The organism is Pseudobdellovibrio exovorus JSS, assembly GCF_000348725.1.
Taxonomy (GTDB): Bacteria; Bdellovibrionota; Bdellovibrionia; order Bdellovibrionales; family Bdellovibrionaceae; genus Pseudobdellovibrio; species Pseudobdellovibrio exovorus.
The window spans coordinates 1163500-1190496 of sequence record NC_020813.1 but is presented as its reverse complement, the minus strand read 5'-3'; the positions used below and the strand labels follow the sequence as shown (position 1 = coordinate 1190496).

Below are 26997 nucleotides of genomic sequence, written 5' to 3'. Positions count from 1 at the left end.
TTACTATCGCTTATTCGAAAATTTTGATTCTATTTTTTTTACTTGCTCTTTGGTAAGATCAAGGCTCTTTATTGTTCGTGGGGTGAGTAAAATGCGCTTATATGAGCCGTAATCTAGTTGTACACCATCTTTTTTTATCTTTTGCCGATACACGTCGTAATTTTCTCCTGTGACGCTACAAATGTCTTTAAGGTTGTAACCGCTGCGTTTTTTTAATTCTCGGACCTGCTTTGGGAGGACTTTTATAAACTGCACATCTTGGGCTTTAATTTCAACCGATGCGCCGTCATTTAGTTCAACAGTGACCCAAGGAGATTTTTGGTCTTTGAGTTTTTTTGTCAGTTCAGTGTAATCGTGAATCGGTAGATCAAGCATTAAGCGATTTCCGACAAAGCCAATTTCAATTTTTACTGCCTTATTACTCATTTTTGGCTCCAATCGTTGTTATTGATGCAATAATACCGATACCATCGCCTAAGATATTTTCATCACTGCTGTTTTCGTTTGGAACCCCTCCAAATCCAGATTTTTGGAGAACGGTCTTTAGTTCTTTTAGTCCTTTAGATTTATCTATTATAAGTCTAATTATTTTTGCATCTGGCACTGTATGTTCAATTTCCTGTCCTAGTCTATGATTTATTAAATAATTAAAAAAATCCCTTGATGAGGAGAGTGCTAGCTCACATGAGTCTTTCAACTGATCTTTATAAAGTTCAATATCAAATTGATTCTTCAAATGACGAGCCGTTGTTAAATTATATCTTGCCCAGTATGGATGCCAGAAGAAAGACTGAAGAGAGTTTGCGAAATACGGATTAAGTGCCGAGGCTTTAAGGTTTTTTGATGAACTCATTTGTAAACTTATAATTTTTGCTGTTGTCCAAATAAACTCTAGTGTTGGCGTGAATAATAAATAACTTCCGAGAGTGTGTGAGCTGTTCTGAAATTTAATTGGAATCGTTCCTAAATTCGCCCTGCCAACTGGAGTTATCTCTGGAAAATCTTTAAGTAGATATAATTGTACTGGGTCAATTTTGTAAGAGCGAGTTTTTTTATCACCTTTTTTTGCTTGAACAAATGATGCTTTTAAACTCAAAAGTTTATCATTTTCAACTAAACATGAGACAACCATTAAATCACAAAGTTCTTTTTGTCTAATTTTACCCTCAGGCCAGTAGTGAAACTTACATTGCGATCTGTGACCATGCAAGTAGTCACCTGCCACAGAAACCGATACGTTATTGGATTCCGATTTAAATGTTTTATTTTTACTTGCTTCAATTTTATTTATAATTTTTTCAATGATTTTTGGTTCATTTTCTGTCCGATTTTCAGCGATACAAGAATCAACTTCTTCAGCTAAGTTAAATGTATTTTCAATCACTTTTCATCCTTTTTGGAAGTAGGAACTGGGTTGTCACTTTTGGGGGAAGTTGTCATGCCACGTTCATTGATAATTGCATCTGCTGATTGCTTATGTCCCGCTATAAACCCATAATTAAAGCCAAAGTTGAAAGATCCCCAAAGGATGGCTGCCGTAACAACAAGGGCAAATAAATAAAAGAGCCCACTCTTCAATATCATTTCTGTCGCAGATAACTCTGCATTTGCTGTTATTTTTGAAATTTCTTTTTTTATCTTTTTAATGTCGTCATAGGCATCAGCAAGAGATTTTCTAATTTTCTCACTTGATTTGTCCCAGTCCTCTTGTGTAGAGCAATTCTTCTCAAAATGGTCTTTATTGAGCCTCCAAGCATCAGGTGTTGGAGTCCAAAAGGGAACTCTTACATTTTCTCTAAATTTTTTATAAGTCGAATAAATATCTTCTTGTGCTTGTTTGAAATTGAAATGTATTGGGACATTTTTAAGCCTTACTAAGTTTGACTCTTCTTCTAAGAGCCACATATATCGTTTTAATTTCGTTTCAAGATCATTCGGTACTGATGAAGTCATACTTATCCTATGCATGATTTCTTGAAGGTCTTTTTCATTTAGAATTTCGTTCATGGATTTAATTTTTTCAGCATTATATTTTTCAAGATGCTCATACATTTTAACACAAAATAAAAATGTTGCCGACGGCACACTTAAGATTGCAATTATATATGTTACTATCTCGAGAATTTCTTTTGTTGATTCCATTTCCTACTTCCCCTCTAAGTGTTGATTGAGTGCTGACTTCATTAAACACCACCCAATTACTTGTACGCTGTGTTTATTTTTTTAGGATTTCGCAAACTCGGCACATCACTATAATAACTAAATGTACTTGATAAAAACCTGTGACGCAATTTTCTACTGACCTCGGTCAAGGGGACTCCGTTTTCAAGTAGGGTCACTGCTGTTTGGTGACGAAGTGAGTGACACGACAATCCTTTTCGCCATCCAGCTTGTTTGAATAGTTGATTGCAGCGTTTTCGTATGGATCTTGAATCAAGCCTTTTTCCAAGTTGATAGGCTGGAATAAAAAATGGCCCTTGTCGTTCATCAGCAGGAATATATTTTTTGTAATGATTTATGAGTTTACATGATTGAGGATAAAGCCACATTTCAGTTTGATAGCCGCCCTTACCATTGATTTTTAGTTCAATGCCGTCACGATGATATTTGATGTCCTCATGGTTAAGTCCTGAAACTTCATGGACTCGTAACGCCTCAAACCGCATGAGTCCAATCATGCAATTATCCCTTGCGCCCAAAAATCCAGATTGGGCATTAAGCACTTGATCCAAATTATTCAGCTCAGTTTTGGTTGGACATTTCGGCTTTGTATCGACTTTGACCTTTGGAACCCAACTTCGTTCAACTGGATTGTCACCGCGAACGCTTGATTTTTTTGCAAACTCAACAATGTTATTCAAAACGCTTAAACGTTGCTTGGCTGTTTGAGGACTGATGCCCTTGCCCTGCTCGGATCGAACAAAACGAATAAGCTGTAGGGCTGTTTCCGAGCCTTTGAATGGTCGAAAGTATTCCTCAAGTGAATCAAGGACTGATTGGTAGTTTCGGCGAGTGTTTTGATTCCCGATGCCCTCGATCAGTTCCGACTTCCAAATAGGTTTAGTGCTTTTTCGACGCTTCATGACAAAAAAGTAGCATTTCGGTCGTTACTTTGCAAGCGAATATTTGTAGCGAGCGAAATACTCGTTTATACAGCTTTACATGAACAAAAACATGAAAAAATTGCCTCGTTGGGGTGATTACTATTTAAGTTATTCACATAAGCTAGGGACTGAAATACTAGGAAATCAGGAAGCGACTGATGCTGTAGCTGCAATACTTGCAAGCCACGCCGAACGTCACAAGGTGAAAAATCCACCGCTTGCTCCGAGGGTTTTGATCGTCGCACCACCATCGAGTGGTAAGTCGTATTTGGTTGAGCAAGCTGCCAAGCTATTACAAATGCCTACGGCTTTTGCCAATGCTGCGATTCTATCAGGGCCAGGTTACAAGGGGACCGACATAACTGTCGCGCTCAAGGCTCTCATTGCAGATGCTGGACTTGGCGGAATTAGGAGAGCAGAGTCGTCATCAATTATTGCCCTTGATGAAATTGATAAAATAGTTCGTCGCAAAGATAAAGAGTATAGTGAATTGATTCAATACTCACTACTTCCAATTTTATCAGCCGAAAAAATTGTTATCGAAGCCTTAGTGTACGATGAAACGAATGAACAATTTTCAACATTTAACTCGTTAGTTTTTGCTATGGGGGTTTTTCCTAGTACTCAAAAAAGAGATTGGAAAGACCCTGAAACTTCAAGGCGAACACTCGTTAAAGTCGGCTTTTGCGAGGAGTTCGCTGGTCGCTTTACACATTTTATTTACTTAAACCAACTACGAAAGGAGCAAATTAAGGACTTAGTTTTGCGAGAGGAGACTAGCATCGCAAGGCTTTATCAAACTGGAGCTAAAACGCCGAACCTCGATCCCTCCGAGGTGAATACTGTCGTGAATAAGGCAATTAGCTCCAGGTTTGGGTTTCGTTCAACTAGGAGTCAGCTTCATCAAATACTTACTAACAAAGCGAATAATACAATTTGCAGATTTTAAATTTTCGATAAGACGTAATTACGTACGACAAGACGTATTTATCAAACAGAGTAAAACATACTGTGTCATCAATAAGGAATGGCAAAAACAAATGATATAAATAAAAAAAAGCGATCACAGCCAAAGAATCCTGATTCTGCGTTCGTAAGGAATCTCACTAAACTGATGAGAGGTCGCGATAATAAATTTACCTTAAAGGAAATTTCGAGACTTTGCGGTGGAACGCCAATTTCAACTATTCAAGGCTGGCTTGAGGGACATAATCCAAAAATTGATGCCATCCACAGGTTGCTTAAAAATTTAAAATCTGAACATGGTTTGGAATTTGATTTCAAAGAATTTTTAACGGGAGAACCGCCTTTAGTAGCACCACCACAACTTCGCCCTGAAGACCTTTTTGAAGAAGGAACCATTACAAAGACAGGGATCTTCAAAGTCACTCTCGTAGAGCTTGTGCCCAAAGGTAGTAAATTACCCAAAGGCAGAAAGTAGGCGTTTGAGTGAAGCTAAGCACACAAATAGATTTAATCGCCAAAGAAATACAAAAAAAACAAATCCTTTTCTAACTTAATTGAAGAGCTTGAGGAGGCCGCGCTTTCGCTTGAGAGTAGGAAAACAAACCCACTTGCTGCAACCATCTGCGAGTTCAACCGAGAACTTATTGAGTCAGGTGTTTTTCCACTTAAATTTGCAGCGACTTATTAGGTTCACCCCACCCCCCGTTATAAGGCAATGAGTCAAAGAAGATAAGCACAGCCCTGTTCTTTCGGTAAGATTTTGTTTGCGACAACAACATTTTATCAATGGAGACAAGGTGTGCTTATTAACCAGCATCTAAATACATTTCTCGTCGGAAATCATCTAAAACTTTTATCCCAAAAACCCATCCCTGAAGGATTTTTATGGGAAGTTGAAAAAATACGCTCTGAACAAGCCTGCTTACGCTGTGGTTCCCTTAACACCGTACGCGCTGGCAAGTGTATCTCTACTGTTCGTGAAGAACCAGTACGTCAAATAAGCCTTTGACTTAAAATCCATAAACACCGCTATTACTGCAAAGACTGTAAAAGCACCTTCCGAGAACCCGTACCCGGCATCTGGCCTGGCCGCAGATCCACACAACGCTTTAGAAAAGCCGTTGGCCAAGCTGGCGGACGCATGACTGACCTTGCCACTGTCAGTAGGTTCTATAATGTCTCGCATGGCTTTACCTATCAAGCCTACTATGAACAAGTGGGGATTAAACTTCGTGAACATAAAAGCCGAAATCATTGGCCTGAGGTTTTAGGTATCGATGAGCACTTCTTCCGTCGTAAAAACCGCATCACTGAGTTCTGTACAGTCTTCACAGACTTAAAGAAACGAAAGATGTTTGAAATGGCTCATGGTAAGGATTTTAAATCATTAACCGAGCAAATCAGTGAACTCAAAGGACGTGAACACGTTAAAGTTGTGGTTATTGATATGTCTTCTACTTACAAGAGTTTTGCAAAGAAGTTCTTTCCAAATACTGTGATCGTAGCTGACAAGTTCCATGTGCTAAGACTCCTCACTCCATCTATTATGAAAGCTGGAAAAGATATCCACGGACATAGACAAGAACTCTCAACTAGAAGAAAGCTTTTATGTAATCGAACTAATTTGGATTACTTCCTACGGGTTGAGATAGATCGCTATCTTAAAAACCATCCAAAGCTTAATGAACTCTATCGCTGGAAAGAAAAGCTTTTTGAGTTCTATCGGATAAAAGGTTTTAGCAGGGCTTACAGAGCTTTCGAGAAACTCACCTATGAAATGAGTCACTCCAATTTAGAAGAAGTTCAAAGGCTTTTAAGAACGCTGAAAAGGTGGAAACACGAGGTCTTAAGATACTTTGAGAAAGGATACACAAATGCCTTCACCGAACGAATGAACGGAACCGCAAAGCTTGTACAGAGGAGGGCTTTCGGGTATAAGAGCTTTAAAAATTACCGACTGAGAACGCTAAGTGCTTGTTTATTTAAGACTTTTTGAATCTATCTAACGTGAAGTGAAGAGAACCAATTTATTGCTTAAAAATTGGTTGCGGGGGCAGGATTTGAACCTACGACCTTCGGGTTATGAGCCCGACGAGCTACCGGGCTGCTCCACCCCGCGACAGATGTTGTTCAGGTACATTAAGGACTTCCGCAGGGAATGTCACGCACTAATCCAAAAAAAATGGGCGCTTACGATGAAGCGCCCAGTATCTATGCATATAGGTATATTTTAGCTCTCAGAAAGCTCTGATTGCAGCCAAAGCCCCCAAAGCTTCAGATATCAGCCTGACCAACAGATCCACCCAACCTCAGCTGGGCTGTGGGCTGAGTCAGATCAGATCTGACCAGCTCGATTCAATTCAGCTCCATCTCTGATCGAAGCCTTCCGCCTTAATTCAAAGGCTGAAAGTCGTCTTCTTGTAGTTCTTCTAGGTGGGCAAATTCGATTTCGCCGACTTCAGAAACAACAATCAGTGTTTTTTTCAATTGGTGCTTTTTTTCGATACCCGCACAAGCCAAAGTAATCACATTCACCAATTGTTTTGCTGTTAAGTCCGTTTCGAACTCGTACATATCCAAAGGTAATGCGTAGATTTTTTCATTCGCAGCTGTGATGTAAGGATAGCCATCTTCGTTGATGATCGCGCGATCCAATTCGTCGTAAGCCTCATCATGAATAGCCGCTTCGTTAGTTCCTTCTTGCAATGTAATTGTAGCCAAAAAACGTGTCATATAACTTCTTCCTTTATTTTAGGTACGTTATACACGTATTACCCGTAGACTTAATCCAAAAAATCAATTCGCTCAACATCTGGGCAAATTTCTGTGCGCAAACTTTCAAGCGATGACAACAGAAGACGACAAAAGAAGATTCCCTTTAACAGCTCGCTTTATTAGGATGATTCCATGTTTTTTATATTTGGCTTTATGTTGATTTTAAACCCCACTTACGCCAACACGCGCCCCGAAAAAGCCTTGCTAGAAGCCGGGATTGTCGCCGCAGCAGGAAGCACATCCGACTATCCAGCTTCCGATCAAATTCGTCCGCGATTTTTACCTGCACCTTACATTGTCTATCGCGGACAAGTGCTCAAGTCAGACGACCAACAGGGCACGCGGTTACACATGCTGGATCATCAGCACTTCAGTGCGGATATGAGCTTTGGTGGATCTTTTCCCGCCGAAGGAAATCATGCACGCCAAGGAATGCCCGATCTGGATTGGACTTTTGAAATCGGCCCCCGCCTTCTTTATTACTTTGCCAAAGATGAACGAAAAACTGTGCGCCTAGGTCTTCCCCTACGTGCGGCCTTCACCACGGACTTCAATACCACACGACATATCGGCTACACTTTGGCTCCGACCTTTCAAGTTGATTGGTATGATCTGCCGATTCCAGATCTCAGCTTGTATTTTATTTCCACCGCTACGTTTCTAACCCGCGGGCAAGCGGGTTACTTCTATGATGTAGACGCTCGCTACGCAACACCCGAACGGCCCACCTATCACGCACGCGAAGGTTATTTAGGATACGACTTGTCCTTAGCTTTTAAATTCAGCTCTGCCACCAGTCGCTTTTTATTAGTTGGCGGAACTCGCTATGCAGACTATGGCGGCTCTGTAAATGTCAGCGGCCCTTTACATCGTAAAAGCAATGAATGGATTTATTTTGCAGCGATAGGCTTCATGCTTTTCGAAAGTGAAGCCCGCGAAATTATCTACTAATTTATCCCTACACTTGATTTAGTCCCGCAATCACAGATTCAGCCACAGCAAAGGCCAATTCACGCGCGTGAGTCATCTGCTCTTCTGGTGAATACTTTTGGAATCGTGCTAAGCCAGTCATATCAAAGTGAGCACTTAAGGCTTCCAGCGCTCGCTCTTTTTCGCAGGCACGCAAGAAATCTAAAGCCAATACATTCGTCGTTCCTTCCCAAATAGAAAAGACCTGCGCATCACGCAGTAATCTAGGGATGTAGGTGTTTTCAATGTAACCAGCTCCGCCAAAAGACTCTAATACCTCACTGGTGACCGCAATACATTTTTTAGCTGTGTAAAGTTTCACAATCGGAGTCAGTGCACGCAGCAGAATACGCTCGCTTTCACTGGCTTTGCCCACTTCTTCTTTACCCAGTAAAGAGGCTACATAAAAAGTTAACTGGAAGCACTTACGAAACTCCACTTCAAGCTCTTCCAACGTTTTACGATGCAACGGATGATCGACAAGAAGTTTCCCAAAAGCGCGGCGTTTAGTCGCATAGCTTTTTGCCAAATCAAGACCACGCCTCATGTGCGAAACCGCACAGATAGAATTATAAATACGGGTAATATTTAAAACGCTGGCGATACGCTTCACCCCTTCGCCCTCATTCCCCATCAAGACCGCAGGAGTTTCATGCAACGTTAACTCGGCCGTCGGTAAGGCATCCGTTCCTAATTTATTTTTAAGACGATGCACTTCAATATTGTTGAGAGTCCCTTGAGCGTCACGTAACTCAATATAGTATAAAGATAATCCACGGCTACCTTCAGCTCCACCTTCGGGACGCGCTAACGTCAGTGCCATTTGTGAAGTTGTGGCTGAAGTGAACCACTTCGTTCCACTTAGTAAATAATTTCGTCCTTCCACTTTTTTTGCCACTGTGCTGGTACCACTGACATCAGAACCTCCAGTTCTTTCTGTCATCCATTGGCCGGATGTCCAAAATTTTGCAGGATCACGGGATGTTAAATTTTTAAAAGCATGAGCTTTTAGCTTTTCATCACCATGCAGCTCGATCGCACGGGCCGCCCCATCCGTCATGGCTAAAGGGCACGCAAAAAAAGCACTGGATGGCGCATACAAATACAACAAGGCCATCTGATAGACCCTCGAAAACTCGTCTTGCCGACGCTCGTATGCTGTCGCCACAATTCCTTCCGTGGCCGCTGCTTTTTCTAACTGTTGCCACTCGCGCGAAATCGCAATGTGATCAATTCGTTTTCCGCGGGAATCAAACTGCGTCAACACTGGCTTCTGTTCTTCCGCCACACGCGATAACTGCAGCCACTCGCCCGCCGCTTTTTCGCCCACAGTATTTAAGTGATTTACTATTTCTTTTTTGTAAGCTTCGGGAATTACTGCGTTAATGTGGGTCTTTAAAACTTCGTCCGCTTGAAAAGTGTTACTGAGTTCAGCCTCATCTTGAAAGAATTCATTACTTTTTTGCATGCCTCATCATAAGCAGTCGTTTAGTTAATGACAACTTAGACTAAAGACTAAGTTACTAAACCAATCGTGATTTTTTCACACGACTTCCAGATAATGGCTACATGGCTGAATTTGTATCGATCAAAAAAGATGAGGTCCTCTTTGAAGATGGTGACGTGGCGGATGCGATGTACATCGTCAAATCAGGCGTGATCAGCATTATTATCTCGGACGAAAAAGTTCAAAAAGAAGTCTCACGTGTGTCTACAGGTCAGTTGATTGGCGAGATGTCCCTTTTCGACAAACGATTCCGTAGCGCCACAGCTAAAGCTATTACCAATGCGGAACTCGTTAAGCTTCCCTACACCAAGCTTGAATCCGAACTGGCCACTATGCCCGAATGGGTCCAAGTAACACTTAAAACTTTGGTGCAAAAAATTCGCGACGCCAACAAAAGAATCCTAGGCTAGTCGCTAACTCGATAGACATTATTAATGTGTGGATTTAGAGTTTGTGTTGAAGAAATCAAAAACCTCTTTGATCAGATCTTCCAAATCAAATGGTTTGTTAAAGACTTTTAAGATGTTCAAGTCCTGCATCTTTTTTTCCGTCATGTCATTATAGGCCGAACAAATAAAAACTTTGATATCCGTCTTATTCAAAGACTTGAGTTTAGAGACTAAAGTAAGTCCATCCCCATCTGGCATACGCACATCAGAAATTAAAACGTCATAATCTTTTTCTTGTAGCTTCGCTAAGGCTTCATTTCCGCCCTTAGCTGAATCCACAGCGGCTCCATGCATAGAAAAAGTTTCTACCAAAATCTCGCGTAGTAACTCTTCATCATCGACCACTAAAATTTTAACGTTTTCAAAACTATACATCTAACCACCTGCAACTTAACGTCATCAAATCATCTTCAGATTAATATTGTTTTTTTACAAATTACAGTCAAAAACAACAAAGTCGTTTAAAGATATATCTTCATAGCAGAAAGTTTGTGTATTTTGTCAAAAAAACCACTCAACGTTGTTAATTTATTTTAACAGAATAGAAAAACAGAATGTTCAGTTAGTAAAAAACAAAGAGCGGGTTCTTTTGAAACCCGCTCTTCACTTAACAAATTATTCGGCCATTTACTCGGCCTTTTATTTTTTAATCAATCTTGAAATCTATGGTTCATAACCAGAGCGACAATACGAACTGATCACAACCATTGCGCGGTTCACACATTTATATGTCATCTCTCCATGACAAGCGCCATTTCCACTACCACAGTATCCTGCACGCGTTGTTACAGTTTGACCATTCATCATAATAGTCGTTGTGATGCGTGGATTAGCTGCTGGCGAGTAGAACTCCGCACAGTGCATAGTTCCATTGCGTGTTTGCTCACCCCACCATCCGATCGGATGACGAATTTCACAAGAGCCTTCTGGCGGACCACTGACCGTACAGCTGCTATGTCCATAACTTCCGTTTAACGAGCCATTATTACAAGTACGGCTTTCAGAAGTACAGCTTCCACCATAAGCCACTGTGGCCGCAGCATAGGCTGTCACGCTTGCACCATGAGCTACTGCTTGACCATTAAAGTTACAAGAAGCTGGAGGACTTACAGAACAACTAGCGGCTCCGTAATTTCCACTCAAAGATCCATTATTACATGTACGTGTTTGCGCTGAACAACTTGAACCATAAGGCACACTGCCTGAAGCGTAAGCCGTCACTGATCCACCATGGGCGATAGACTGGCCATTAAAGCTACAAGATGCAGCCGGAGCCACAGAACATGAAGCATGCGCGTTTGTTCCACTTAAAGTTCCATTACTACAAGTACGCGTTTGCGCTGAACAACTTGAACCAAATGGAACGCTAGCTGCCGCATAGGCTGTAACCGTTCCACCGTGAGCAATAGATTGTCCGTTAAAACTACAAGTAGCCGCAGGATTCACAACACATGAACTGTAAGCCGCTGAACCACTTAAAGTCCCATTGCTGCATGTACGTGTTTGCGCTGAACATGTCGAACCATAAGGTACTGACGATGTCGTGTATCCTGTAACACTGGCTCCGTGGGCCACTGCGCGCCCATTGAAAGTACAAGACGCTGCAGGAGTCACAGAGCACGAGCTGTAAGCAGACGTACCACTTAAAGTTCCGTTATTACATGTGCGCGTTTGCGCCGAACATGTTGAACCATAAGGTACTGATGATGTTGCATAGCCCGTAACGCTCGCACCGTGAGCCACTGTCTGACCATTAAAACTACAAGACGCAGCCACATTCACCACGCAACTGGCGTGAGTGTAATTACCGGATAATGTTCCATCACTACAAGTACGCTCTTGCGATGTACATGTAGAACCATAAGCTACGCTTGCACTTTGATACGCAATAATTTTTTGATTATGAGTCACGGTTTGACCATTAAAAGTACATGATCTCGGCGCACCCACCACACATGAACCAAATGTGTATTGGCCACTTAAAGTTCCGTTGTTACAAGTACGCGCCTGAGACGTACACGTCGATCCGTAAGCCACACTCGACGCCAAGAATGCCGTTACATTTTGATTGTGAGCAATTGTCTGACCATTGAAAGTACATGAGTTCGGCTGATTGACTGTACAACTACCCGCTGTGTAATTACCAGAAAGACTTCCATTCGTACAAACACGCTCTTGCGAGTTACAAGTAGCTCCATAGGCCACGTTTGCACTTTGGAAAGCCGTTACTCGTTGTCCGTGAGCAATGGTCTGGCCATTGAAAAGACAGCTTGCCGCCGCGCCAACCTCACATGTCCCGTAGTTATAGTTTCCAGATAAAACTCCATTGGAACATGTTCTCTGATGTGAAACACACGTTCCACCATAAGCCACCGTTGAATTTTGGAAAGCTGTTACGCTTGCTCCGTGGGCCACCGTTTGACCGTTAAATTGACAACTCGCTGCTGCACCTACCTGACATGAAGCCACATTGTACGAACCAGATAATGATCCGTTATTACAAGCTCTCTGTTCAGATACACACGTAGATCCGAATGCCACTGTTGAGTTTTGGAATGCCGTTACGATCTGCCCGTGAGCAATGGTCTGACCATTGAACTGACACGAATTAGGCTGACTGGCCTGACAACTTGAGAACGTGTAGCTACCACTTAACGTTCCGTTGTTACACTGACGGGATTGAGGCTGACAGCTAGAACCATACGCCACTGTTGAGTTTTGAAAAGCTACGATGGTTTCGTTATGTGCGACAGTTTGACCATTGAAAAGACAACTAGCAGCCGCGCCCGGAGTACAGGAAGCATATCCATAAGAACCTGATAAAGCCCCATTATTACAAGTACGAGTTTGTGACGTACAAGAAGCACCATAAGCTACAGACGACTGCTGAAAGGCCACGACAGATTCACCATGGGCAACCGCGCGTCCGTTAAATTGACAACTCGCCGCTGCGCCAACATTACAACTGGGTTGATTGTAAGTGCCGGACAAGGCTCCATTGTAACACGTACGAGTTTGCGAAACACAACTTGCACCATAAGCTACAGACGAGTTTTGAAATGCCGTTACAGTTCCACCATGAGGTACAGTTTGGCCATTGAAAAGACAGCTGGACGCCGCACCAACTAAACAGCTAGCGTAGTTATAAGAACCTGACAAAACACCATTATTACAAACACGATTTTCAGTCACACAGTCACTGCCAAATCCAACAGAGGAATTTTGGTAAGCACTGACACCTTGGCCATGCGCAATTGTTTGACCATTAAAAAGACAACTGGCCGCTTCGCCAACAGAGCAACTCGCGAAGTTGTAAGATCCAGTCCACGCCCCATCTTTACATTGACGACGTTCACTTTCACAACTGTGACCATAGGGAACTGACGATTGGCGATAGCCTTCAACCCACTCACCATCTTCAACCATCACGCCATTAAAGTAACAGGCTTTATTAAATACAGTTTTATCACGCCCAATACAGGTAGGGTCCATTGGGTTCTCTTCACAAAAACTTTCACCCACAGCCATAGAGGAAAACTCACTCACATTGGGAGTCGCGAAATTCATTTTGTTACTGCAGTTTTGAAAGGATATAAGAAGACCTAAAGAGAAACCCGAAGCCAAAAAAAATGACAAGTTCTTCTTGAAAAATAAACCCATAATCGTTTCCCCTGTCCGATATAACCTTATCGGTTATCAGAGTGCAGGACTTTAGAAGTGACTCAGAGTGAAACAAAGTCGGAATCGACAAAAAATAAAGATATTCAAACTGATCTGCCCAGTTAGGAGTATAATCAAACTATGAAGACAAACGACTCTGATTTTTCTTCACATTACTCTAAACCACGTCTGTGGCACAAACTACAGAAGCAGGCCTCAAAAATTGGTTCTGGTATGGCCATGACTATTTTAAAGCTCTACTACACAGCACGTGATCCACGCACGCCTAAATGGGCTCGTATCCGCATTTACGGAGCCTTAGGATATTTTATATTACCGATTGATGCTATTCCCGACTTCATACCCTTAACAGGCTACTCAGATGACGCCGCTTTATTGACTTTAGCCGTTGCCACTTTGGCCTTTTATATTAGCGACGAATCGAAAAAGAAAGCCGCTGATAAAATAACACAACTGAATTCGATTCTGAGCAAATCACCGCAAAGCTAATCTTAGTGAGTTACTAAAATCTCTGCATAAATAGGAAGATGATCCGAAATTCCCTCGTAAGTGCTGTTGTTAAAACGACGAGGAGTTCCATCGGAATTGATTTGTGTCGGCGCCGATTTAGGAAGAACTACAGATTCACCAACAAGATTCGCTTCACGGCTAATAATCACATCAAAGAAACTCCACACGCCACGATAACTGTAAGTCCCTTTGCAGCTATTGCAGCCGACAAGATGAGACACTTGAAAATCCTTAAGGACATCACTGAAAAATCTTTCGCGGTTTTCTTCGCTGGCATTCACATTCGAATCCCCTGCCGCAACAGCATATTCACTAACTGGAACTTGCAACATAAGCTCTTTTAAATAGTGAATGGCCTCTAATCGTTGATCCACAGGGTTGGCTTGTGATGGAAAATGGAAAGCAAAAGCTCGCACTACTTTGCCATTTAAAGCACGCAATGGAACTTCTAAAATACCACGCGTTTTGTTGATATGCTCAAATGGCATACGATGCAAAACAGTTTCACCCGCTAAAGGTAAGCGCGAGATCACCCCCACATCAATTCCACGTTCGTCATCGGCATCTAGCAATTCAATAGTTCCATAACCAGCCGCTTGCAAATGCTGATTGAGCATGTGAAGCACATTTAGATTTTCAACTTCTTGCACTAACAAGATATCAGGTCCACGTCCCGAATTAACTTGCAAGATCCCTTGGGCAATACGAGCTAACTTAGCCTGTAACACTGCCGTGGGAATCACTGCTTCATCTGTATCTTGAACATCATCAAACAGATTGTATAAATTATAACTCATCACCGACACACGCTCTTGGCTGACGGGCAAAAATTCACGATCTTGTGATCCGGTATCCGGTACAGTAATCGAGGGAATGACCTGTGGTTTAGCTGAAGCCGCAATGGCCGCTTGTGTTGTTGGCGGTCTTTGACATGCAGACAAAGAAAGAACGATCACACCTAAAAGCATCGTGAATTTCATGAGATCCCCCTCATTCAGACGATGTTTTTATTCTTCACAAGCTTTTAAAGGCTGGCTAGCACTTTTGTGTTAATTTTACGTCAATGCCCATTAGATAACCTGTAGTAACGCACGGAAATTACTCAGTTTTAATCTATTCGTTTTCAGAGCCTGAAAGCGCGGAAAATATTCACAGTAAGGCCCTTATCTTGACTGATATTGCAGCACATCATATGACTGGCAGAAGACAGTTTAAAGAACGTAAAGCAAAAGATGATGGTTGAGGTTTATTAGTTGAGGTTTAATTGAGGCTTAAATACTTTGCACTCTCATTTCTAATTATCGCAGGGATGACGTATTTCTCCGTCACTCAGCGCACCGCTGTCCCTTGGTTCGAGTCTTCCTCTTCCGCATTTTGGTCCCCGTCTTCATTCAGTCGATCTGTGAGCCAACCTGCTTTCGATGCGATTTCTGAGACCTTAACGGCAGCCCGCTCGGAATCCGAAAACCAGAAAAATTCAGCATTAAAAGCCATTGAGGAAACAGAAGCTCCGCTCCACTTTGCTCCTGCCGCCGCAACTCATACATGGAACTTCTCTGGTACAGGACTGAAAGAAAGTGAAGTGAGTTCTTATCTACAAAACACTCCCCCGAAAGCTATCTATTTCTTTCGCGGTAATGAACTGGTCCCGATTTCAGCTCCACTGGGCTATGACGGCGACCTGACACAGTATCTTTTCGTCAGCGATTTAAATACGATCCAAGATATTCAGCAGCAACGTGAAGCTCAGGCCGAGCAAGAACAAGCAGCGGGACAAGACGCGCAAGCCGCAGATAGAGACTCCACAGACAAAGACTCGCTTGAAAAACCTCTACCAGAAAATGCATTTGAAGTGGTCTCGTTCACAGCGGGAAAACGTGATGATGGCAGCGTGCTCGTTCCTGTTAATCCTAACATTTTACAAGCCCTACAAGGACCTGACTACTCACTTGAGCCTTTTAATTGGCGTGATGACGGCGAGATGCGCGCCCATTTGTCTACGATACTTTCTTTCGGTCACGGCGGAGAACTCGTGCTCAAAGTCAGCGGACAGGGTTACCTCAAAAACAAAGCCGGTTTTGATTTTGCCCTTTATGAAAATGCTTTTCGCACAGGATCTGGATTGAACGTCGTACAAGAATTTGCACGTGTCGGCGTCAGCAACAGTTTAGAGGAAGATTTTCACTGGTTCCCCTGTGACCCACTACAAAATATCTTATCTGGCTGCTTAGGCGCAGTGCCCACGGCTGAAGGCGGAGACCAATTTGATCTGACAGTTGTAGGTCTAACTGAAGCTCGCTATATCAAAATTCAAGACTTAGGAATCAACAAAAACAATACCAGTCGATGGCCCACAGAGGGCTGCGATTTAGATGCGGTGAGGCTGTTTCATGCGTACACACAAGAATAATTTTTTGATCATCAGTTTATTATTTCTAGCTTCTGTTACACAAGCACAGGAAGTTTTGCAGTTTAATGCACCTGTAACAGGTTTCATTGATTATACGGCTCCACAAAACTCTAGATTAGTTTTCATCACTGAAAATGGAGTAACAAGCTTTATTCAAGAAGAGCGCATTCAAACTCAGCGCCGCTTCCGTATCGCCCACAATGATTGTAAACCCACATCGCAAAGCACAGTTTCTATGGATCAAGCTGGAGGCCTCACTTTAGCCTACCCTTTCTTAGCTGGAACTAATCGCCTGTGTTATTTCGATGAAAAAGCGGGTGCGATTCGACTGCTTTCGAATTTCACCTCTATGCTTCCAAGTAATACGTTTTCAGCGGTTTATGCTGGTGCTCAAAATGATGATGTCTACTTTTTGATAAATGGACGAGTTTTCCCACAAGCCAAAGCCGGCTACATTTTACTTTTAACAGTGAACAAACAGACTTTACAAATCTCGGTGCGCGAGCTGATCACAGAGGTTCCCGACTACTCGGGAGGAATGCTTTTTGAGCAAAATAAAATTTGGATCAACACCTATCCCAATCGTATTTTCCGCGTTCTACTTACGGATCTGCACCAGTTGATTCGACAGAAAAAAAGCATCCCTTTTTCACAAATTGCTATTGAGAACTTTCGTAGTACGGATGCCGGACTTAACTCATTCGTTCTTAATAATAAAAATTCATTCTTATATTTTAACGATGAGTACGAAAGTTATATCATCAATAGAAAAACAGGTTTCAAAACAACGGTTCAACCCACGTGCCTTCCTGTTGCAGGGCGTTCAGAAAATTGGTTAGTCCTCTGCAATGGAAACTCGCTGCAAATTTGGACGCCATAAATATCCGAATCAGTCCCAAATAATCTCGGAACTCCGAATCAAGATCACTTCTTTGCTCGTTATAGAAGCGTATCTGTATGGAATGCATTTTGAATAAACTTCTTTCTGTGAAATTCATCTTAGTTTGTGCATCACAAGACATCATTCACAGAAAGGTTGTTCTATGGCTCTTGAAAGTGCCGCACAAATTATGGAAAATCTCGGGTTCAACACGGAAGCTTCACCCTCTGCAAAGACAGCATTTTTACGTCATCTAATGAAATGCAGTTATGGCATTGAAGTGCGTCCGCCACTCAAGTTAGAAAAATCCACACCTCCGTCTGCGTCATCCTCAAAAGTCTCCGCCTGCATGCACACAATGAAACAATTGAGTTTTGACTTTAGTTTTGATTTGCAAACTGGTTAGTCTTTCATTTTCAATACGTTTTCAATGAACTGTTTTTTAAGACTAGTTCTGCTCTGAAAGATGAATCTTTGTTAAAACTTTCTTCACATTAAAAAGGAGTTTTAAAATGAAGATTCCCTCGTTTGTAATCTATGCGTTAGCATTAGTTATGTCCGCTCCGGCAATGGCTGCCGAAACATTAACTGTCTACTCAACTCGTCGTGAACAGTTATTACAACCGATCATCCAAGCTTACACAGCAAAAACAGGTAACACCGTAAAAGTCGTCTATGACTCAGAAGGTCCACTACTTGAAAAGTTAAAACAAGAAGGCGCAAAAAGCCCTGCTGACGTTTTATTAGTTGTTGATGCTGGAAACCTATGGAGAGCTGCTGATTTAGGTTTATTACAACCTACGAAAAGCTCTGCTTTAGAAAAAACTGTACCTGCTGCTTTACGCGATCCACAAGGCCAGTGGTATGCCATCACACGCCGTGTACGTGGAATCGTTTACAATCCTAACAAAGTAAAAGCGTCTGATCTTTCAACCTACGAAGATCTAGCTAATGAAAAATGGAAAGGTAAACTTTGCTTACGCTCTTCTAATAAAGTTTATAACCAATCATTAGTGGCTATGATGATCGAACGCTTAGGTGCCGATGAAACTAAAAAAGTAGTTCAAGGTTGGGTTGGCAATTTAGGAGCTAAAGTTTTCTCTGATGATACATCATTAATTAAAGCTTTAGAAAATGGACCTTGCCAAGTTGGTATCGTGAATAGCTACTACTTAGGAAATTTATTAAAAAACAATCCTGAGTTCCCTGCCAAAATTTTCTGGCCAAACCAAAGCTCTTCTGGCGCTCACGTGAATATTTCAGGTGCTGGCGTGACAAAGTCGTCTCAGAAGAAAAAAGTAGCGCAAGAGTTCATCGAGTGGATGGTAAGCGACGAAGCTCAAAAACTATTATCTGATATGAACTTAGAGTTCCCTGTGAAAGACACTTTGACAAAAGATCTTAATCCGATCTTACAAGGTTTCGGCAGCTTTAAAGCTGATAGCATCAATCTGACTACAGCTGGAAAACGCCAAAAAGAAGCTGTTATGCTGATGGATTCTGTCGGCTATCAATAATGCTCAAAATCGCACGCTGGGGGTTACTGCTTGTTGCCCTCAGCATTTTCTTAGGACCACTTTTCCAACTGAGCCTCGAAGCCGGCGATATTGAGCCCGAGGTCTGGCAACACCTGCGTTCATTTCAACTTTTTCAAGGTCTTTACGAAACACTTTTCTTTTCCCTCGGCAGTGCCTTTGTCGCATTTTTGATCGGCACCGCATGGGCCATCATTTCTTTATTTCTGCCGCGCTATTCATTTTGGTTTTCATTTTCAATGGCTCTGTTATTAGCGCTACCCACCTACGTGATGGGTTTCGTCGCTCTTTCTTACTTAGATTACTCGGGTCCCGTACAAAAATTTCTAGTGCAACTTTTCGGGGATATCGCATTTTTTGAACCACGCACTCGCTATTGGGCCGCCTTACTTTTTGGAATAACCACAGCCCCTTATGTCTATTTCTCGGTGGTGGCTGGTCTACAAACGCAAATCAAAACATTTATTGAAGCCAGCTCTAGTCTTGGCTCTGGATTTTGGAGAAGCTTCCGACGTATTTTAATGCCCAGCCTTTTTTCATGGGCCCTTGGTGGCTCAACGTTGGTTGCCCTTGAAGCCTGCGCTGATTTTGGTTTTATCGACCTGTTTGGTGTTAACACGCTTTCACGTGTGCTCTACAAATCGTGGGGCGCTTTGTTTTCCTTCGGCGGCGCCGCCCGCATCAGCCTTGTACTGTTACTGATTTGTATTTTAATTTTGGGGCTTTCTAAATTTTTGAGCCGACCTGCACTACAAAGAACATGGTCCAGACAACAGAACCTACATCTTCTTTTTTCTATTCCTAAATCTGTACATTATTTATTATTAGCTCTTTTTGCCTTAGGACTTTTAGTATTTAATATCCTTCCCATCGCAGCCCTATTCTTTCACTCGGCAGACTTGTCCCTTTGGAAAGAGCTTCCTTGGATGTCGGCCCTTCAAAGCACCCTTGTGATTGGCATCATCAGCAGTCTATTCGTTGGCCTGTTAATGGGAGCCTTATTCATGCTTCTAAAAAAAGCTCCGCGTCCTATGCGCTCTATCTTAAATTTATTTTCATTGGGCTATGGACTTCCGGGAACTTTGCTGGCTGTGGCTTTTTATTTTTTCGCAGTTCGCACGCTGAAGCTTGAAGTCTTATCCACGGGCGGACTACTTCCAATGGCTTTGCTAGTACTTTTGTATTTTACTAAATTCAGTGGCTTGATGTTAAAAGGTCTTAAAAGTCAGGAGCTGCAAATCAATGCCGAATTGAGTGAAGCGGCTTCTTTACTGGGTCCCCCTGCCCGCACATGGTGGAAAATTGAATTACCTCTGTATTCTCCGGCTTTGCTTTTGGGATTCTTTTTACTTTTTCTAGAGATCGTCAAAGAACTACCTGCCGCTCTGATGTTAAAACCACTGAGTGATCCCAGCTTAGCACTAAGAATTCATCAATATGCCGCAGAAAGCGACTGGGCACGGGCTTCGGTGTTTTCCCTTGTTCTATCCGCTCTGATTTGTTTTTTATTATTGATTCAAAAAATAGTCGACCTCTATCGCAAAAGGAGACTCCATGAACTTTCTTAACGTGAGCCACCTTAATTTTTCTTACACTGCCAATAAACCGCTTTTGAAAGATATTAACTTTCAACTCAAAAAAGGAACTGTGGGAGCCTTACTCGGAGCCAGTGGTTCAGGTAAGACGTCACTTCTTCGCTGTCTGGCTGGTTTTGAAAAACCGGACTCCGGCACAATTCAAATGAATGGCGATACACTGTCTTCTGCTGATCACTTTGTAGCACCCCATCAACGCCAAGTGGGTTATCTTTTCCAAAGCCTTGCTTTATTTCCTCATATGACTGTTGAAGAGAATGTGCGCTATGGACTCAATACATGGACGAAAGAGGCCCAAGAGGCTCGCTTAACTGAACTTTTTAAATTGATTGATTTAGAAAAGCACCGCCATCGCTACCCGCAACACCTTTCTGGCGGCGAAAGACAGCGTGTCGCTTTAGCACGAGCATTAGCCCCTAATCCGGCTTTGCTTCTGATGGATGAGCCTTTTTCCAGTTTAGATCCTGATCTGCGCATTCATTTACGAAGTGAGATTAAAAATATCCTGCAAAAACTGGAAATGACTTGCTTGATTGTCACCCATGATTACGAAGACGCGTTTCAACTGGCTGATTATGTCGGACAAATAAAAGAGGGAACTCTTCTGAGCTGGAAACCGGTCCAAGATGTTTTTGAACTCAGCTCCAGACCAATGCCTGTTTTTAAAAGCTAATCAGACAATTCCACTTCAGGATCGAATGCATCTTCAATCAGATTCAGCTCTTCATCTGTAGAGCCTAAACCTGCATTTCTTCTTTGAGCTTCTTCCATAACCGAACGCGCACTGGTTTCCACAAAGTATCTGGCCACTCCGTTCACCATATCTACCATATTAGGATCACGGAAAACCAAGATCTGTTCGTTATTCGTTTCAGCACCTTTACTGAAATTAAACGATGTCCCCACCACTGCAAAATCACCCGTACTCATCAATTTGTGATGTATTTTGGAAGAGACCAAATAACTTTGCCCCGCTACACGAACGCGGCGATTCCCGTAAAGCTCTGGCGCCACACGCACGCGGCGACGAACCTGCTCTAATTGCGATGCACTTAGGTTTTTCGACCAGATAGACTCAGAGTCTTCATAGAAACGGGCGCGACCCACTTCTGTCTGCTCACGTTTAAGCCCTGACATTTTTAAAAACTGACTCCACCCCTGCATAGCGAATGGTGTGTCACCTACAGAGTAAAAATCAAACTTGGAGTTTTCTTGAAACTCACGCTGCGCTCTTTGCAATAAAGCTTCCGCTACTAGCTCTGACGAATAGGCAAACTGTACCATGCGCACAGGACCGCTGGTCATACTGATCATGTGACCTAGTATGTTTTTATTGATCGCACGATAGCCACCACCTGGAGTGAATGTGATGATCACACTTTTTTCAGGATAAGCTTCCAGAGTTTGTGGATTAACTCCTGGGCCTGTGACTTGATACGCCCCTGTCAGTGGGTATTGCGCCCCACGTAGATAAAGCTCAGGTCCTAGAGTTTTTGCCAACTCATGGGCGACTAGATTCGATAAGATGTAACTCTTCATCGTCAACACATGATTGGCATTTGGAATAGATTCGCGCGGGCGTGGACGGACGTTTTTTAAATCTCCCTCTGGCCCCAAGCAACTTTGCGTTAGATTTCCTGAAGAAAATAATACAGCTGCTTTATCAAAACTTTCCCAATCTCGCGCCGCTACCTTTTGATGATTTAATGCCACAGGATTAACACGCACTAAAGCCACACCACCAGCTTCTAAAATAGAGGCTACTTTTTGCACTTCCGGACGATGTGTAATGACATTGCGGTCGATTCCGACACGCACTTTTACTCCACGACGAGCTAATTGTACGAGATCTTGTGCTACATCTTCGAGATCAAAATCATAGACATTCAAAACCAAACTTTTTTCAGTCTTTTGAATAAAGTCACGCCATACTTTTAGAATATTCCCAGCGCGCTGAAGTTTACCATTTTTATAGTACGGATGATTCACATAGTACTTCAGCTCGGAATAACCCCATTGCCCTTTTGGTGGAATCAGTCGAACGTGCTTTGTGATATCACGCTGTTGCGCTTCAGACTCTAGCGCACTGATTAAGGCAGCGTCTGTTTCATTTACTCTGCGGGGATTGCTTTGAAAAATACTGATCAGTTCACTTTCCGCTACTTTTTTATGAACTAATTTGCCGCCCTCTTTCGGAGCGATCACTTCACGTACACGACGAAACATATCGGTCAACGTGATGCTATCACTGGCCTGCGCCGTTTGACGAACAGCTGAGGGCGAAGATTCAGTTAAAGACGATTCCGTCGCGGCTGATTTATGGGGAAGAGTCGTGCAAGACTGAAGCGCAAAAAGAAATAAAATACCAAAAATGAAAAAACGTCTTACAAGGTTTTTATAACCCATCATTTGGCTCCGACTTCCTTCGCTTTCAGGCTTCTAAACAGAATACCCTATATTAACAAGAATTATGTTACACCTCTAAGAAATTAGATTTGCGTCCTTCACTCCTAGACCTTCGTTGGATGCCATATTACCTCTTTAATTGCCTCGTTTTATAAAAGTCCTCTAAAGTTGAAATTCAATTGAATAAGGACTCTCTGCGCCAAAGTAACCCAAAGGACTTTTATGAAAAATTCCGTATCTTTGTTACGCCCTTTACTTCTGATCTGTTCTTTATCCATGACTTCTTTAGCGCAGGCACAAGAGTCTATCGAACCCGAGGAAAACAAACCGAACTACTTACAAATCCCCGTTCCGTTTAATGGAAAGTTTTACGGAGACTTCCGCTTCCGTACAGAAAAAATACAAGAGCAACAATTAGCTCCCCTAAAAGATTCAGATCTTCTACGTCAGCGCATGCGACTTCGCATCGGTGGCTCGGCTGAAGTCAACTCGCAGACAGAAGTGGGCGTTCGTCTTTCTACGGATTCTGCTTTGGGAAATGAACCCAACACCACCAACCAAGATCTTTCAGGATATTATTCTAAAAAAAGTATCGTATTAGATTTGGCTTACTTTAACTGGAAAGCCACAGAAAACATCCGCATTCTGGGTGGTAAGACACCACTCCCTTTTGAATTCGTCGCAGACAATGATTTGATTTTTGATAACGATGTCACTCCGGAAGGTCTATCGGTTAAGTACAATCAAACTGTAGACCTTGCGCATGATTTAATGGCTGTGGCCTCAGCGACATGGCTGAATGAAAGATATTCTGCCGATGGCTCCGCAGAAAATACAGATGTGGGATTATTAGCTCTGCAACTGGGTTATGCGTTTAAAGGTGCTGATTTCGGCATACGTGCTGTGGGCAGCTATCTGAACTTTGCAAACATCAAAGGCGACAAAGCCCCAGCCGCAAAAGGAAATACAGTGGATGGCGGTGGGAATTACGTTCACAATTACGAACTCAGCTCTTTGGGACTCGAGTTATTTTCAGAAGTTGCCGGACAACCCATTTCTTTCTTTGCAGAATATGTAAAAAACTCGCGCGATGACGATTACAATACAGCGCAGATTTATGGTATTCAGTTTGGCGAGCTAAAAGACGTTTCATCATGGGCTGTGACTTTAGATTACCGTCAGGTCGAAAAGGATGCTGTGGTAGGTCTTCTTACAGATTCTGACTCTGCTGGAGGCGGTACCGATATTCGTAGTTGGAAAACATCTCTGGCCTATCAAGTAGGTCGCAATGCCAATGTGGCTTTGACCTACTTTAATGGAAAAGAAGCCATTTCATCCCCTGTTTTTTCACCTGATTATCAGCGCACGATGCTGGACTTTAACTTTTCATTTTAATTATATGCACCCTACAGAAAAAACCGGAGACAAGTTTAATTTAGCTACCTATCTGGAGGCCCGCAGGGTTTGCCACGAAGTCACTCATAGAATCGCCTCCCTTTCCTCTGCTGGAATGAACGAGCTGGATGGACAAGCTTTAGTGAAAGAAGAGTTTAAAAAAGTGGGAGTTTCTAAATTCTGGCATCCCACAAAATTCAGAATCGGAAGTGATACAACCAAAAGTTTTCGCGATTTGGCCGACACGAGTTTAACCTTAAATGACGGCGACATATTTTTTATAGATGTCGGACCTATTTTTGAAGATCACGAAGCCGACTTTGGACGTACATTTAGTTTTTCATCTTCAGACTCAAACACAGCACACAATCCGCATCAGCCGATCATCGGCTCTTGCGAACAGATCTGGAAAGATGTCGCTACAAAATGGAAGACAGAACAACTCAGTGGACAAGAACTCTATCAATTCGCCAGCACCTGTGCCGAAGAACATCACTGTCAATTAAATCCGAAAATGGCGGGGCACCGCTTAGGAGACTTCCCCCACGCTCTATTTTCCAAAGAAGGACTTTCATCTATGAATATCTGCCCCACAGAAAATCTTTGGGTGCTAGAAATTCACATTATTCACCCGCAGTCACAGCGCGGAGCTTTTTATGAAGATATTTTGTCGTGACTTTATTTTTAATGGCGAGCTCTCAAGATTGAGAAACCCGATTCCAATCTAAGTACATGCCTTTAGATTTAACAGAATCTACGAACCCAAATTTCTGATACAAATAATCCACATCAGCAAACAAGTTGACGAACGCACAGCGGTGGCACTCTTTTGTTACGAAATCCATAATGTTTTCCATGATAACTCGAGACAACTTCAGCCCTTGATAATCAGGGTGAACCGCAATATCGACAATTTGCACATGACACCCTAAATCGCCTATGACCCGTCCCATCGCTATCAACTGATCGCCATTTCGTAAAGTAACGGCATGTAAGGAACGTGGTAATGAAACCTGTGCGGCTGCAATCGTCTTCGGTGATAAACCTGTGATTTGACGTAAATGGCAGTATTCCTCAGGTGCAGGCAATTCGTTTTTCAAGGTGTATTTCATGCTCTTATTGTACGTTGAAACAACAAAATCCAAAAGTGTTTTATCTTACAGTCACATCGTTCAAAGTTTTCTCTGATAACGCCTCAAGAAAAGCCGACAGGGCTTCGTTTAGACTTTTTTTCAAGAGGCAGTTACGCAAAAATGTACAATGGCACTTCTTATTAGAAAAACATTCAGCCATATTAAATGTCTCTTCCGTTTTCAGCACAATTTCTTTTAGACTCATGCTTCCCGTTTCCGCTTTAATAACAAGACCGCCTGTGCGTCCTCTGGATGTGTCAATCCATCCCGCTTTAGCTAACTGATTAGAGACTTTGATCAAGTTATTTTTAGAAATACCTAATTTCTCAGCCAACTCATTTAAAGTAATAAGGCTTTTTTTCTGATTCAGATACATCAACACGCGCAAAGAGTAATCTGTATGATCCGTTAATCGCATGAATATCCCTTTAACAACTCGGTTTAGATTGAGGGCCCAGTTTGAAGATTTTTTTAAAGTAAGAATAACACCAAACGCCAACAGCTAAAAACCAAAATGTGCCCGCCAAATGCAGAAAACTTGTTTTCCATAATCCAGATGAAAAGCCATAAAACACTCTGGATACCATCGCCAGAACGATAAAAGCCACCATCCATCCCAACGCTTTCGATTTTAACTCCATATCCGTTGGATAGGCCCCGTGCGCCAATGTCACACGCGTAGCGACAGAGAAAGTAATTAAACCGAAGCATCCCACAAAAAGTATGTGCATCCAAGAAAGATAATAAACGGGATAAATCCAGCTTAAAATAAAGCTGAGTGGTATCATCACAGCCACAATTCTAACCGCCCATTTCAACGCTGAAGGACGACTCGAAGAGCGCTGCACTTGCCATATACAAAATAGATAACCCAATGTGAGTAAAGCTAATCCTAAAAATCCCCATGATAGCCTCATACCCACAACGCTTAGCAAGACCACAATTGCCAATCCCATCATATGAAAAGCAGCTTTCTTCCATTTTTCTTCCGTACCTTCAAATACAGAGGGAAGGCCTGATAAAAACGCAAAGAATCGTGTGCCTATTCCTAAAACTAATAACAAAATAGTTCCAACATGATAAAAATAAAATCCTAAAATAGATTGCCCTCTATAATAAAAATAAGAGCCAACTAAAGACATGAACATCGCCAAACCCACATGAGAGAAAAACACAGGCACTGGCCTTGTACTCACAACCAATCTTCGCCCTGCATAAATCATAATGAATACTGTCAGAGCAAAACTTATAAAATAAAAAGGTTTGGCATCTAGGGCCCATGAAAAAACAATCAGTGCCAATATCAATAAAAATGAAATGGCGTATTCTACCTTGTGCGCATTAAATGTTCCCGTCATGCGCGGCACGGCCGTCATCAAAAATCCAACTATAAAACTCCACAAAAACCCACCTGCGATTAGCTTTCCGTGAACCCACATCACCGGAGTGTCAAACCACCCCAAGTTCTGGGTAAACCAAACACCGACCGCTAATAAGGCACACAAGATACCAATAGGAAAAAATATCTGATAAGGAGCTAGAGTTTTCATATCTTAATCCATCTCGTTTTTGCTGTTCTGTATTTATTCTGCATTTACTTTATCTTTTATACCGCCCGTCCAAATTGACAGTCGACTTTATATATTGTATATTACATACAACATATAAAGTCGACTCTTAAT

At 42.3% G+C, this 26997-nt stretch carries 27 protein-coding genes and 1 tRNA gene; 14 read left to right on the top strand and 14 right to left on the bottom strand.

Features of this window, described 5'->3' with window-relative positions; translation table 11 throughout:
- Nucleotides 1-3: 3 nt before the first annotated feature.
- Genes A11Q_RS05895 through A11Q_RS05880 form a run of 4 tightly spaced genes read right to left on the bottom strand, consistent with a single transcriptional unit; the run spans nt 4 to nt 3083 of the window.
- Nucleotides 4-426, bottom strand: a complete 423-nt coding sequence (locus A11Q_RS05895) for a hypothetical protein (protein WP_015469878.1) — start codon at nt 424-426, stop codon at nt 4-6.
- Entirely contained in the window at nt 419-1384 is a 966-nt protein-coding gene (locus A11Q_RS05890; protein WP_015469877.1) for a hypothetical protein, read from the bottom strand. Before A11Q_RS05890 ends, A11Q_RS05895 begins: the two co-directional genes overlap by 8 nt.
- Nucleotides 1381-2142, bottom strand: coding sequence for a hypothetical protein (locus A11Q_RS05885; protein WP_015469876.1), 762 nt, complete (start codon nt 2140-2142; stop codon nt 1381-1383). The genes A11Q_RS05890 and A11Q_RS05885 overlap by 4 nt, the downstream gene beginning before the upstream one ends.
- Nucleotides 2143-2198: 56 nt before the next feature.
- Nucleotides 2199-3083 carry a tyrosine-type recombinase/integrase gene (locus A11Q_RS05880; protein ID WP_015469875.1) on the bottom strand — a complete coding sequence of 295 codons (885 nt, stop codon included), beginning with the start codon at nt 3081-3083 and terminating at the stop codon, nt 2199-2201.
- Nucleotides 3084-3162: 79 nt separating this feature from the next.
- On the opposite strand from A11Q_RS05880, the gene A11Q_RS05875 reads away from it, so the two are divergent.
- The 3 genes from A11Q_RS05875 to A11Q_RS05860 all read left to right on the top strand — a co-directional run bounded on the left by A11Q_RS05875 (nt 3163) and on the right by A11Q_RS05860 (nt 6066).
- A complete protein-coding gene (locus A11Q_RS05875) occupies nt 3163-4053 on the top strand; it encodes an AAA family ATPase (RefSeq protein ID WP_015469874.1) in 891 nt (296 codons plus the stop codon).
- A gap of 78 nt (nt 4054-4131) precedes the next feature.
- Nucleotides 4132-4545 carry a hypothetical protein gene (locus tag A11Q_RS05870; protein WP_015469873.1) on the top strand — a complete coding sequence of 138 codons (414 nt, stop codon included), beginning with the start codon at nt 4132-4134 and terminating at the stop codon, nt 4543-4545.
- A 540-nt stretch (nt 4546-5085) separates the two neighbouring features.
- The gene (locus A11Q_RS05860; RefSeq protein ID WP_148284947.1) at nt 5086-6066 is read left to right on the top strand and encodes an ISL3 family transposase; all 981 of its coding nucleotides are present in this window, start codon (nt 5086-5088) and stop codon (nt 6064-6066) included.
- Nucleotides 6067-6112: 46 nt separating this feature from the next.
- Here the strand turns inward: A11Q_RS05860 and A11Q_RS05855 are convergent.
- Nucleotides 6113-6189, bottom strand: a tRNA-Met gene (locus A11Q_RS05855).
- Nucleotides 6190-6461: 272 nt separating this feature from the next.
- Nucleotides 6462-6803: a hypothetical protein gene (locus A11Q_RS05850; protein WP_015469871.1), complete on the bottom strand. Its 342-nt coding sequence runs from the start codon at nt 6801-6803 to the stop codon at nt 6462-6464.
- Between the two features lie 174 nt (nt 6804-6977).
- On the opposite strand from A11Q_RS05850, the gene A11Q_RS05845 reads away from it, so the two are divergent.
- Complete coding sequence (locus A11Q_RS05845; RefSeq protein ID WP_015469870.1) at nt 6978-7796, top strand: MipA/OmpV family protein; 819 nt, start codon at nt 6978-6980, stop codon at nt 7794-7796.
- A gap of 7 nt (nt 7797-7803) precedes the next feature.
- On the opposite strand, the gene A11Q_RS05840 is transcribed toward A11Q_RS05845, so the two are convergent.
- Nucleotides 7804-9282: an acyl-CoA dehydrogenase family protein gene (locus tag A11Q_RS05840; RefSeq protein ID WP_015469869.1), complete on the bottom strand. Its 1479-nt coding sequence runs from the start codon at nt 9280-9282 to the stop codon at nt 7804-7806.
- A 101-nt stretch (nt 9283-9383) separates the two neighbouring features.
- On the opposite strand from A11Q_RS05840, the gene A11Q_RS05835 reads away from it, so the two are divergent.
- A complete protein-coding gene (locus A11Q_RS05835) occupies nt 9384-9731 on the top strand; it encodes a Crp/Fnr family transcriptional regulator (RefSeq protein ID WP_015469868.1) in 348 nt (115 codons plus the stop codon).
- A 21-nt stretch (nt 9732-9752) separates the two neighbouring features.
- Here the strand turns inward: A11Q_RS05835 and A11Q_RS05830 are convergent, their stop codons facing one another.
- Complete coding sequence (locus A11Q_RS05830) at nt 9753-10145, bottom strand: response regulator (RefSeq protein WP_015469867.1); 393 nt, start codon at nt 10143-10145, stop codon at nt 9753-9755.
- Nucleotides 10146-10433: 288 nt separating this feature from the next.
- Complete coding sequence (locus tag A11Q_RS05825) at nt 10434-13430, bottom strand: serine-rich family protein (protein WP_015469866.1); 2997 nt, start codon at nt 13428-13430, stop codon at nt 10434-10436.
- Between the two features lie 141 nt (nt 13431-13571).
- Between A11Q_RS05825 and A11Q_RS05820 the strand changes: the two genes are divergently transcribed.
- Nucleotides 13572-13940, top strand: a complete 369-nt coding sequence (locus A11Q_RS05820; RefSeq protein WP_015469865.1) for a YkvA family protein — start codon at nt 13572-13574, stop codon at nt 13938-13940.
- Between the two features lie 2 nt (nt 13941-13942).
- Here A11Q_RS05820 and A11Q_RS13465 read toward each other — a convergent pair whose 3' ends face one another.
- Complete coding sequence (locus tag A11Q_RS13465; RefSeq protein WP_015469864.1) at nt 13943-14941, bottom strand: endonuclease/exonuclease/phosphatase family protein; 999 nt, start codon at nt 14939-14941, stop codon at nt 13943-13945.
- Between the two features lie 329 nt (nt 14942-15270).
- Between A11Q_RS13465 and A11Q_RS05810 the strand changes: the two genes are divergently transcribed.
- The 6 genes from A11Q_RS05810 (at nt 15271) to A11Q_RS05785 (ending at nt 21054) form a co-directional block, all read left to right on the top strand.
- Nucleotides 15271-16371, top strand: a complete 1101-nt coding sequence (locus A11Q_RS05810) for a hypothetical protein (RefSeq protein WP_148284946.1) — start codon at nt 15271-15273, stop codon at nt 16369-16371.
- Complete coding sequence (locus tag A11Q_RS05805) at nt 16352-17251, top strand: hypothetical protein (protein WP_015469862.1); 900 nt, start codon at nt 16352-16354, stop codon at nt 17249-17251. Before A11Q_RS05810 ends, A11Q_RS05805 begins: the two co-directional genes overlap by 20 nt.
- Nucleotides 17252-17414: 163 nt before the next feature.
- Nucleotides 17415-17657 carry a hypothetical protein gene (locus A11Q_RS05800; protein ID WP_015469861.1) on the top strand — a complete coding sequence of 81 codons (243 nt, stop codon included), beginning with the start codon at nt 17415-17417 and terminating at the stop codon, nt 17655-17657.
- A gap of 106 nt (nt 17658-17763) precedes the next feature.
- Nucleotides 17764-18768, top strand: coding sequence for an extracellular solute-binding protein (locus tag A11Q_RS05795; RefSeq protein ID WP_015469860.1), 1005 nt, complete (start codon nt 17764-17766; stop codon nt 18766-18768).
- Nucleotides 18768-20354, top strand: a complete 1587-nt coding sequence (locus tag A11Q_RS05790) for an ABC transporter permease (protein ID WP_015469859.1) — start codon at nt 18768-18770, stop codon at nt 20352-20354. Before A11Q_RS05795 ends, A11Q_RS05790 begins: the two co-directional genes overlap by 1 nt.
- Nucleotides 20341-21054 carry an ABC transporter ATP-binding protein gene (locus A11Q_RS05785; RefSeq protein ID WP_015469858.1) on the top strand — a complete coding sequence of 238 codons (714 nt, stop codon included), beginning with the start codon at nt 20341-20343 and terminating at the stop codon, nt 21052-21054. The genes A11Q_RS05790 and A11Q_RS05785 overlap by 14 nt, the downstream gene beginning before the upstream one ends.
- On the opposite strand, the gene A11Q_RS05780 is transcribed toward A11Q_RS05785, so the two are convergent.
- A complete protein-coding gene (locus A11Q_RS05780) occupies nt 21051-22790 on the bottom strand; it encodes a phospholipase D-like domain-containing protein (RefSeq protein ID WP_148284945.1) in 1740 nt (579 codons plus the stop codon). The two genes, A11Q_RS05785 and A11Q_RS05780, sit on opposite strands and share 4 nt — an antisense overlap.
- A gap of 219 nt (nt 22791-23009) precedes the next feature.
- Here A11Q_RS05780 and A11Q_RS05775 point away from each other — a divergent pair, with 219 nt between their 5' ends.
- Nucleotides 23010-24182 (top strand): putative porin, encoded by a 1173-nt coding sequence (locus A11Q_RS05775; RefSeq protein ID WP_015469856.1) that lies wholly within the window; start codon nt 23010-23012, stop codon nt 24180-24182.
- 4 nt (nt 24183-24186) lie between these two features.
- Nucleotides 24187-24858, top strand: a complete 672-nt coding sequence (locus A11Q_RS05770) for a M24 family metallopeptidase (RefSeq protein ID WP_015469855.1) — start codon at nt 24187-24189, stop codon at nt 24856-24858.
- Between the two features lie 22 nt (nt 24859-24880).
- Here A11Q_RS05770 and A11Q_RS05765 read toward each other — a convergent pair whose 3' ends face one another.
- The 3 genes from A11Q_RS05765 to A11Q_RS05755 are packed head-to-tail and all read right to left on the bottom strand — an operon-like array spanning nt 24881 to nt 26865.
- The gene (locus tag A11Q_RS05765) at nt 24881-25294 is read right to left on the bottom strand and encodes a GNAT family N-acetyltransferase (protein ID WP_015469854.1); all 414 of its coding nucleotides are present in this window, start codon (nt 25292-25294) and stop codon (nt 24881-24883) included.
- A gap of 40 nt (nt 25295-25334) precedes the next feature.
- A complete protein-coding gene (locus tag A11Q_RS05760; protein ID WP_015469853.1) occupies nt 25335-25733 on the bottom strand; it encodes an RrF2 family transcriptional regulator in 399 nt (132 codons plus the stop codon).
- Nucleotides 25734-25743: 10 nt separating this feature from the next.
- On the bottom strand, nt 25744-26865 hold the full coding sequence (locus tag A11Q_RS05755; RefSeq protein ID WP_015469852.1) for an NnrS family protein: 1122 nt from the start codon (nt 26863-26865) through the stop codon (nt 25744-25746).
- Between the last annotated feature and the right edge of the window lie 132 nt (nt 26866-26997).

Coding starts and splice junctions, on each gene's coding strand:
- A11Q_RS05765 (WP_015469854.1), bottom strand. CDS start 25,294: ATGAAATACACCTTGAAAAACGAATTGCCTGCACCTGAGGAATACTGC.
- A11Q_RS05780 (WP_148284945.1), bottom strand. CDS start 22,790: ATGATGGGTTATAAAAACCTTGTAAGACGTTTTTTCATTTTTGGTATT.
- A11Q_RS05785 (WP_015469858.1), top strand. CDS start 20,341: ATGAACTTTCTTAACGTGAGCCACCTTAATTTTTCTTACACTGCCAAT.
- A11Q_RS05755 (WP_015469852.1), bottom strand. CDS start 26,865: ATGAAAACTCTAGCTCCTTATCAGATATTTTTTCCTATTGGTATCTTG.
- A11Q_RS05795 (WP_015469860.1), top strand. CDS start 17,764: ATGAAGATTCCCTCGTTTGTAATCTATGCGTTAGCATTAGTTATGTCC.
- A11Q_RS05830 (WP_015469867.1), bottom strand. CDS start 10,145: ATGTATAGTTTTGAAAACGTTAAAATTTTAGTGGTCGATGATGAAGAG.
- A11Q_RS05850 (WP_015469871.1), bottom strand. CDS start 6,803: ATGACACGTTTTTTGGCTACAATTACATTGCAAGAAGGAACTAACGAA.
- A11Q_RS05895 (WP_015469878.1), bottom strand. CDS start 426: ATGAGTAATAAGGCAGTAAAAATTGAAATTGGCTTTGTCGGAAATCGC.
- A11Q_RS13465 (WP_015469864.1), bottom strand. CDS start 14,941: ATGAAATTCACGATGCTTTTAGGTGTGATCGTTCTTTCTTTGTCTGCA.
- A11Q_RS05775 (WP_015469856.1), top strand. CDS start 23,010: ATGAAAAATTCCGTATCTTTGTTACGCCCTTTACTTCTGATCTGTTCT.
- A11Q_RS05810 (WP_148284946.1), top strand. CDS start 15,271: ATGACGTATTTCTCCGTCACTCAGCGCACCGCTGTCCCTTGGTTCGAG.
- A11Q_RS05820 (WP_015469865.1), top strand. CDS start 13,572: ATGAAGACAAACGACTCTGATTTTTCTTCACATTACTCTAAACCACGT.
- A11Q_RS05840 (WP_015469869.1), bottom strand. CDS start 9,282: ATGCAAAAAAGTAATGAATTCTTTCAAGATGAGGCTGAACTCAGTAAC.
- A11Q_RS05770 (WP_015469855.1), top strand. CDS start 24,187: ATGCACCCTACAGAAAAAACCGGAGACAAGTTTAATTTAGCTACCTAT.
- A11Q_RS05835 (WP_015469868.1), top strand. CDS start 9,384: ATGGCTGAATTTGTATCGATCAAAAAAGATGAGGTCCTCTTTGAAGAT.
- A11Q_RS05870 (WP_015469873.1), top strand. CDS start 4,132: ATGGCAAAAACAAATGATATAAATAAAAAAAAGCGATCACAGCCAAAG.
- A11Q_RS05760 (WP_015469853.1), bottom strand. CDS start 25,733: ATGCGATTAACGGATCATACAGATTACTCTTTGCGCGTGTTGATGTAT.
- A11Q_RS05875 (WP_015469874.1), top strand. CDS start 3,163: ATGAACAAAAACATGAAAAAATTGCCTCGTTGGGGTGATTACTATTTA.
- A11Q_RS05825 (WP_015469866.1), bottom strand. CDS start 13,430: ATGGGTTTATTTTTCAAGAAGAACTTGTCATTTTTTTTGGCTTCGGGT.
- A11Q_RS05790 (WP_015469859.1), top strand. CDS start 18,768: ATGCTCAAAATCGCACGCTGGGGGTTACTGCTTGTTGCCCTCAGCATT.
- A11Q_RS05800 (WP_015469861.1), top strand. CDS start 17,415: ATGGCTCTTGAAAGTGCCGCACAAATTATGGAAAATCTCGGGTTCAAC.
- A11Q_RS05805 (WP_015469862.1), top strand. CDS start 16,352: ATGCGTACACACAAGAATAATTTTTTGATCATCAGTTTATTATTTCTA.
- A11Q_RS05880 (WP_015469875.1), bottom strand. CDS start 3,083: ATGAAGCGTCGAAAAAGCACTAAACCTATTTGGAAGTCGGAACTGATC.
- A11Q_RS05885 (WP_015469876.1), bottom strand. CDS start 2,142: ATGGAATCAACAAAAGAAATTCTCGAGATAGTAACATATATAATTGCA.
- A11Q_RS05845 (WP_015469870.1), top strand. CDS start 6,978: ATGTTTTTTATATTTGGCTTTATGTTGATTTTAAACCCCACTTACGCC.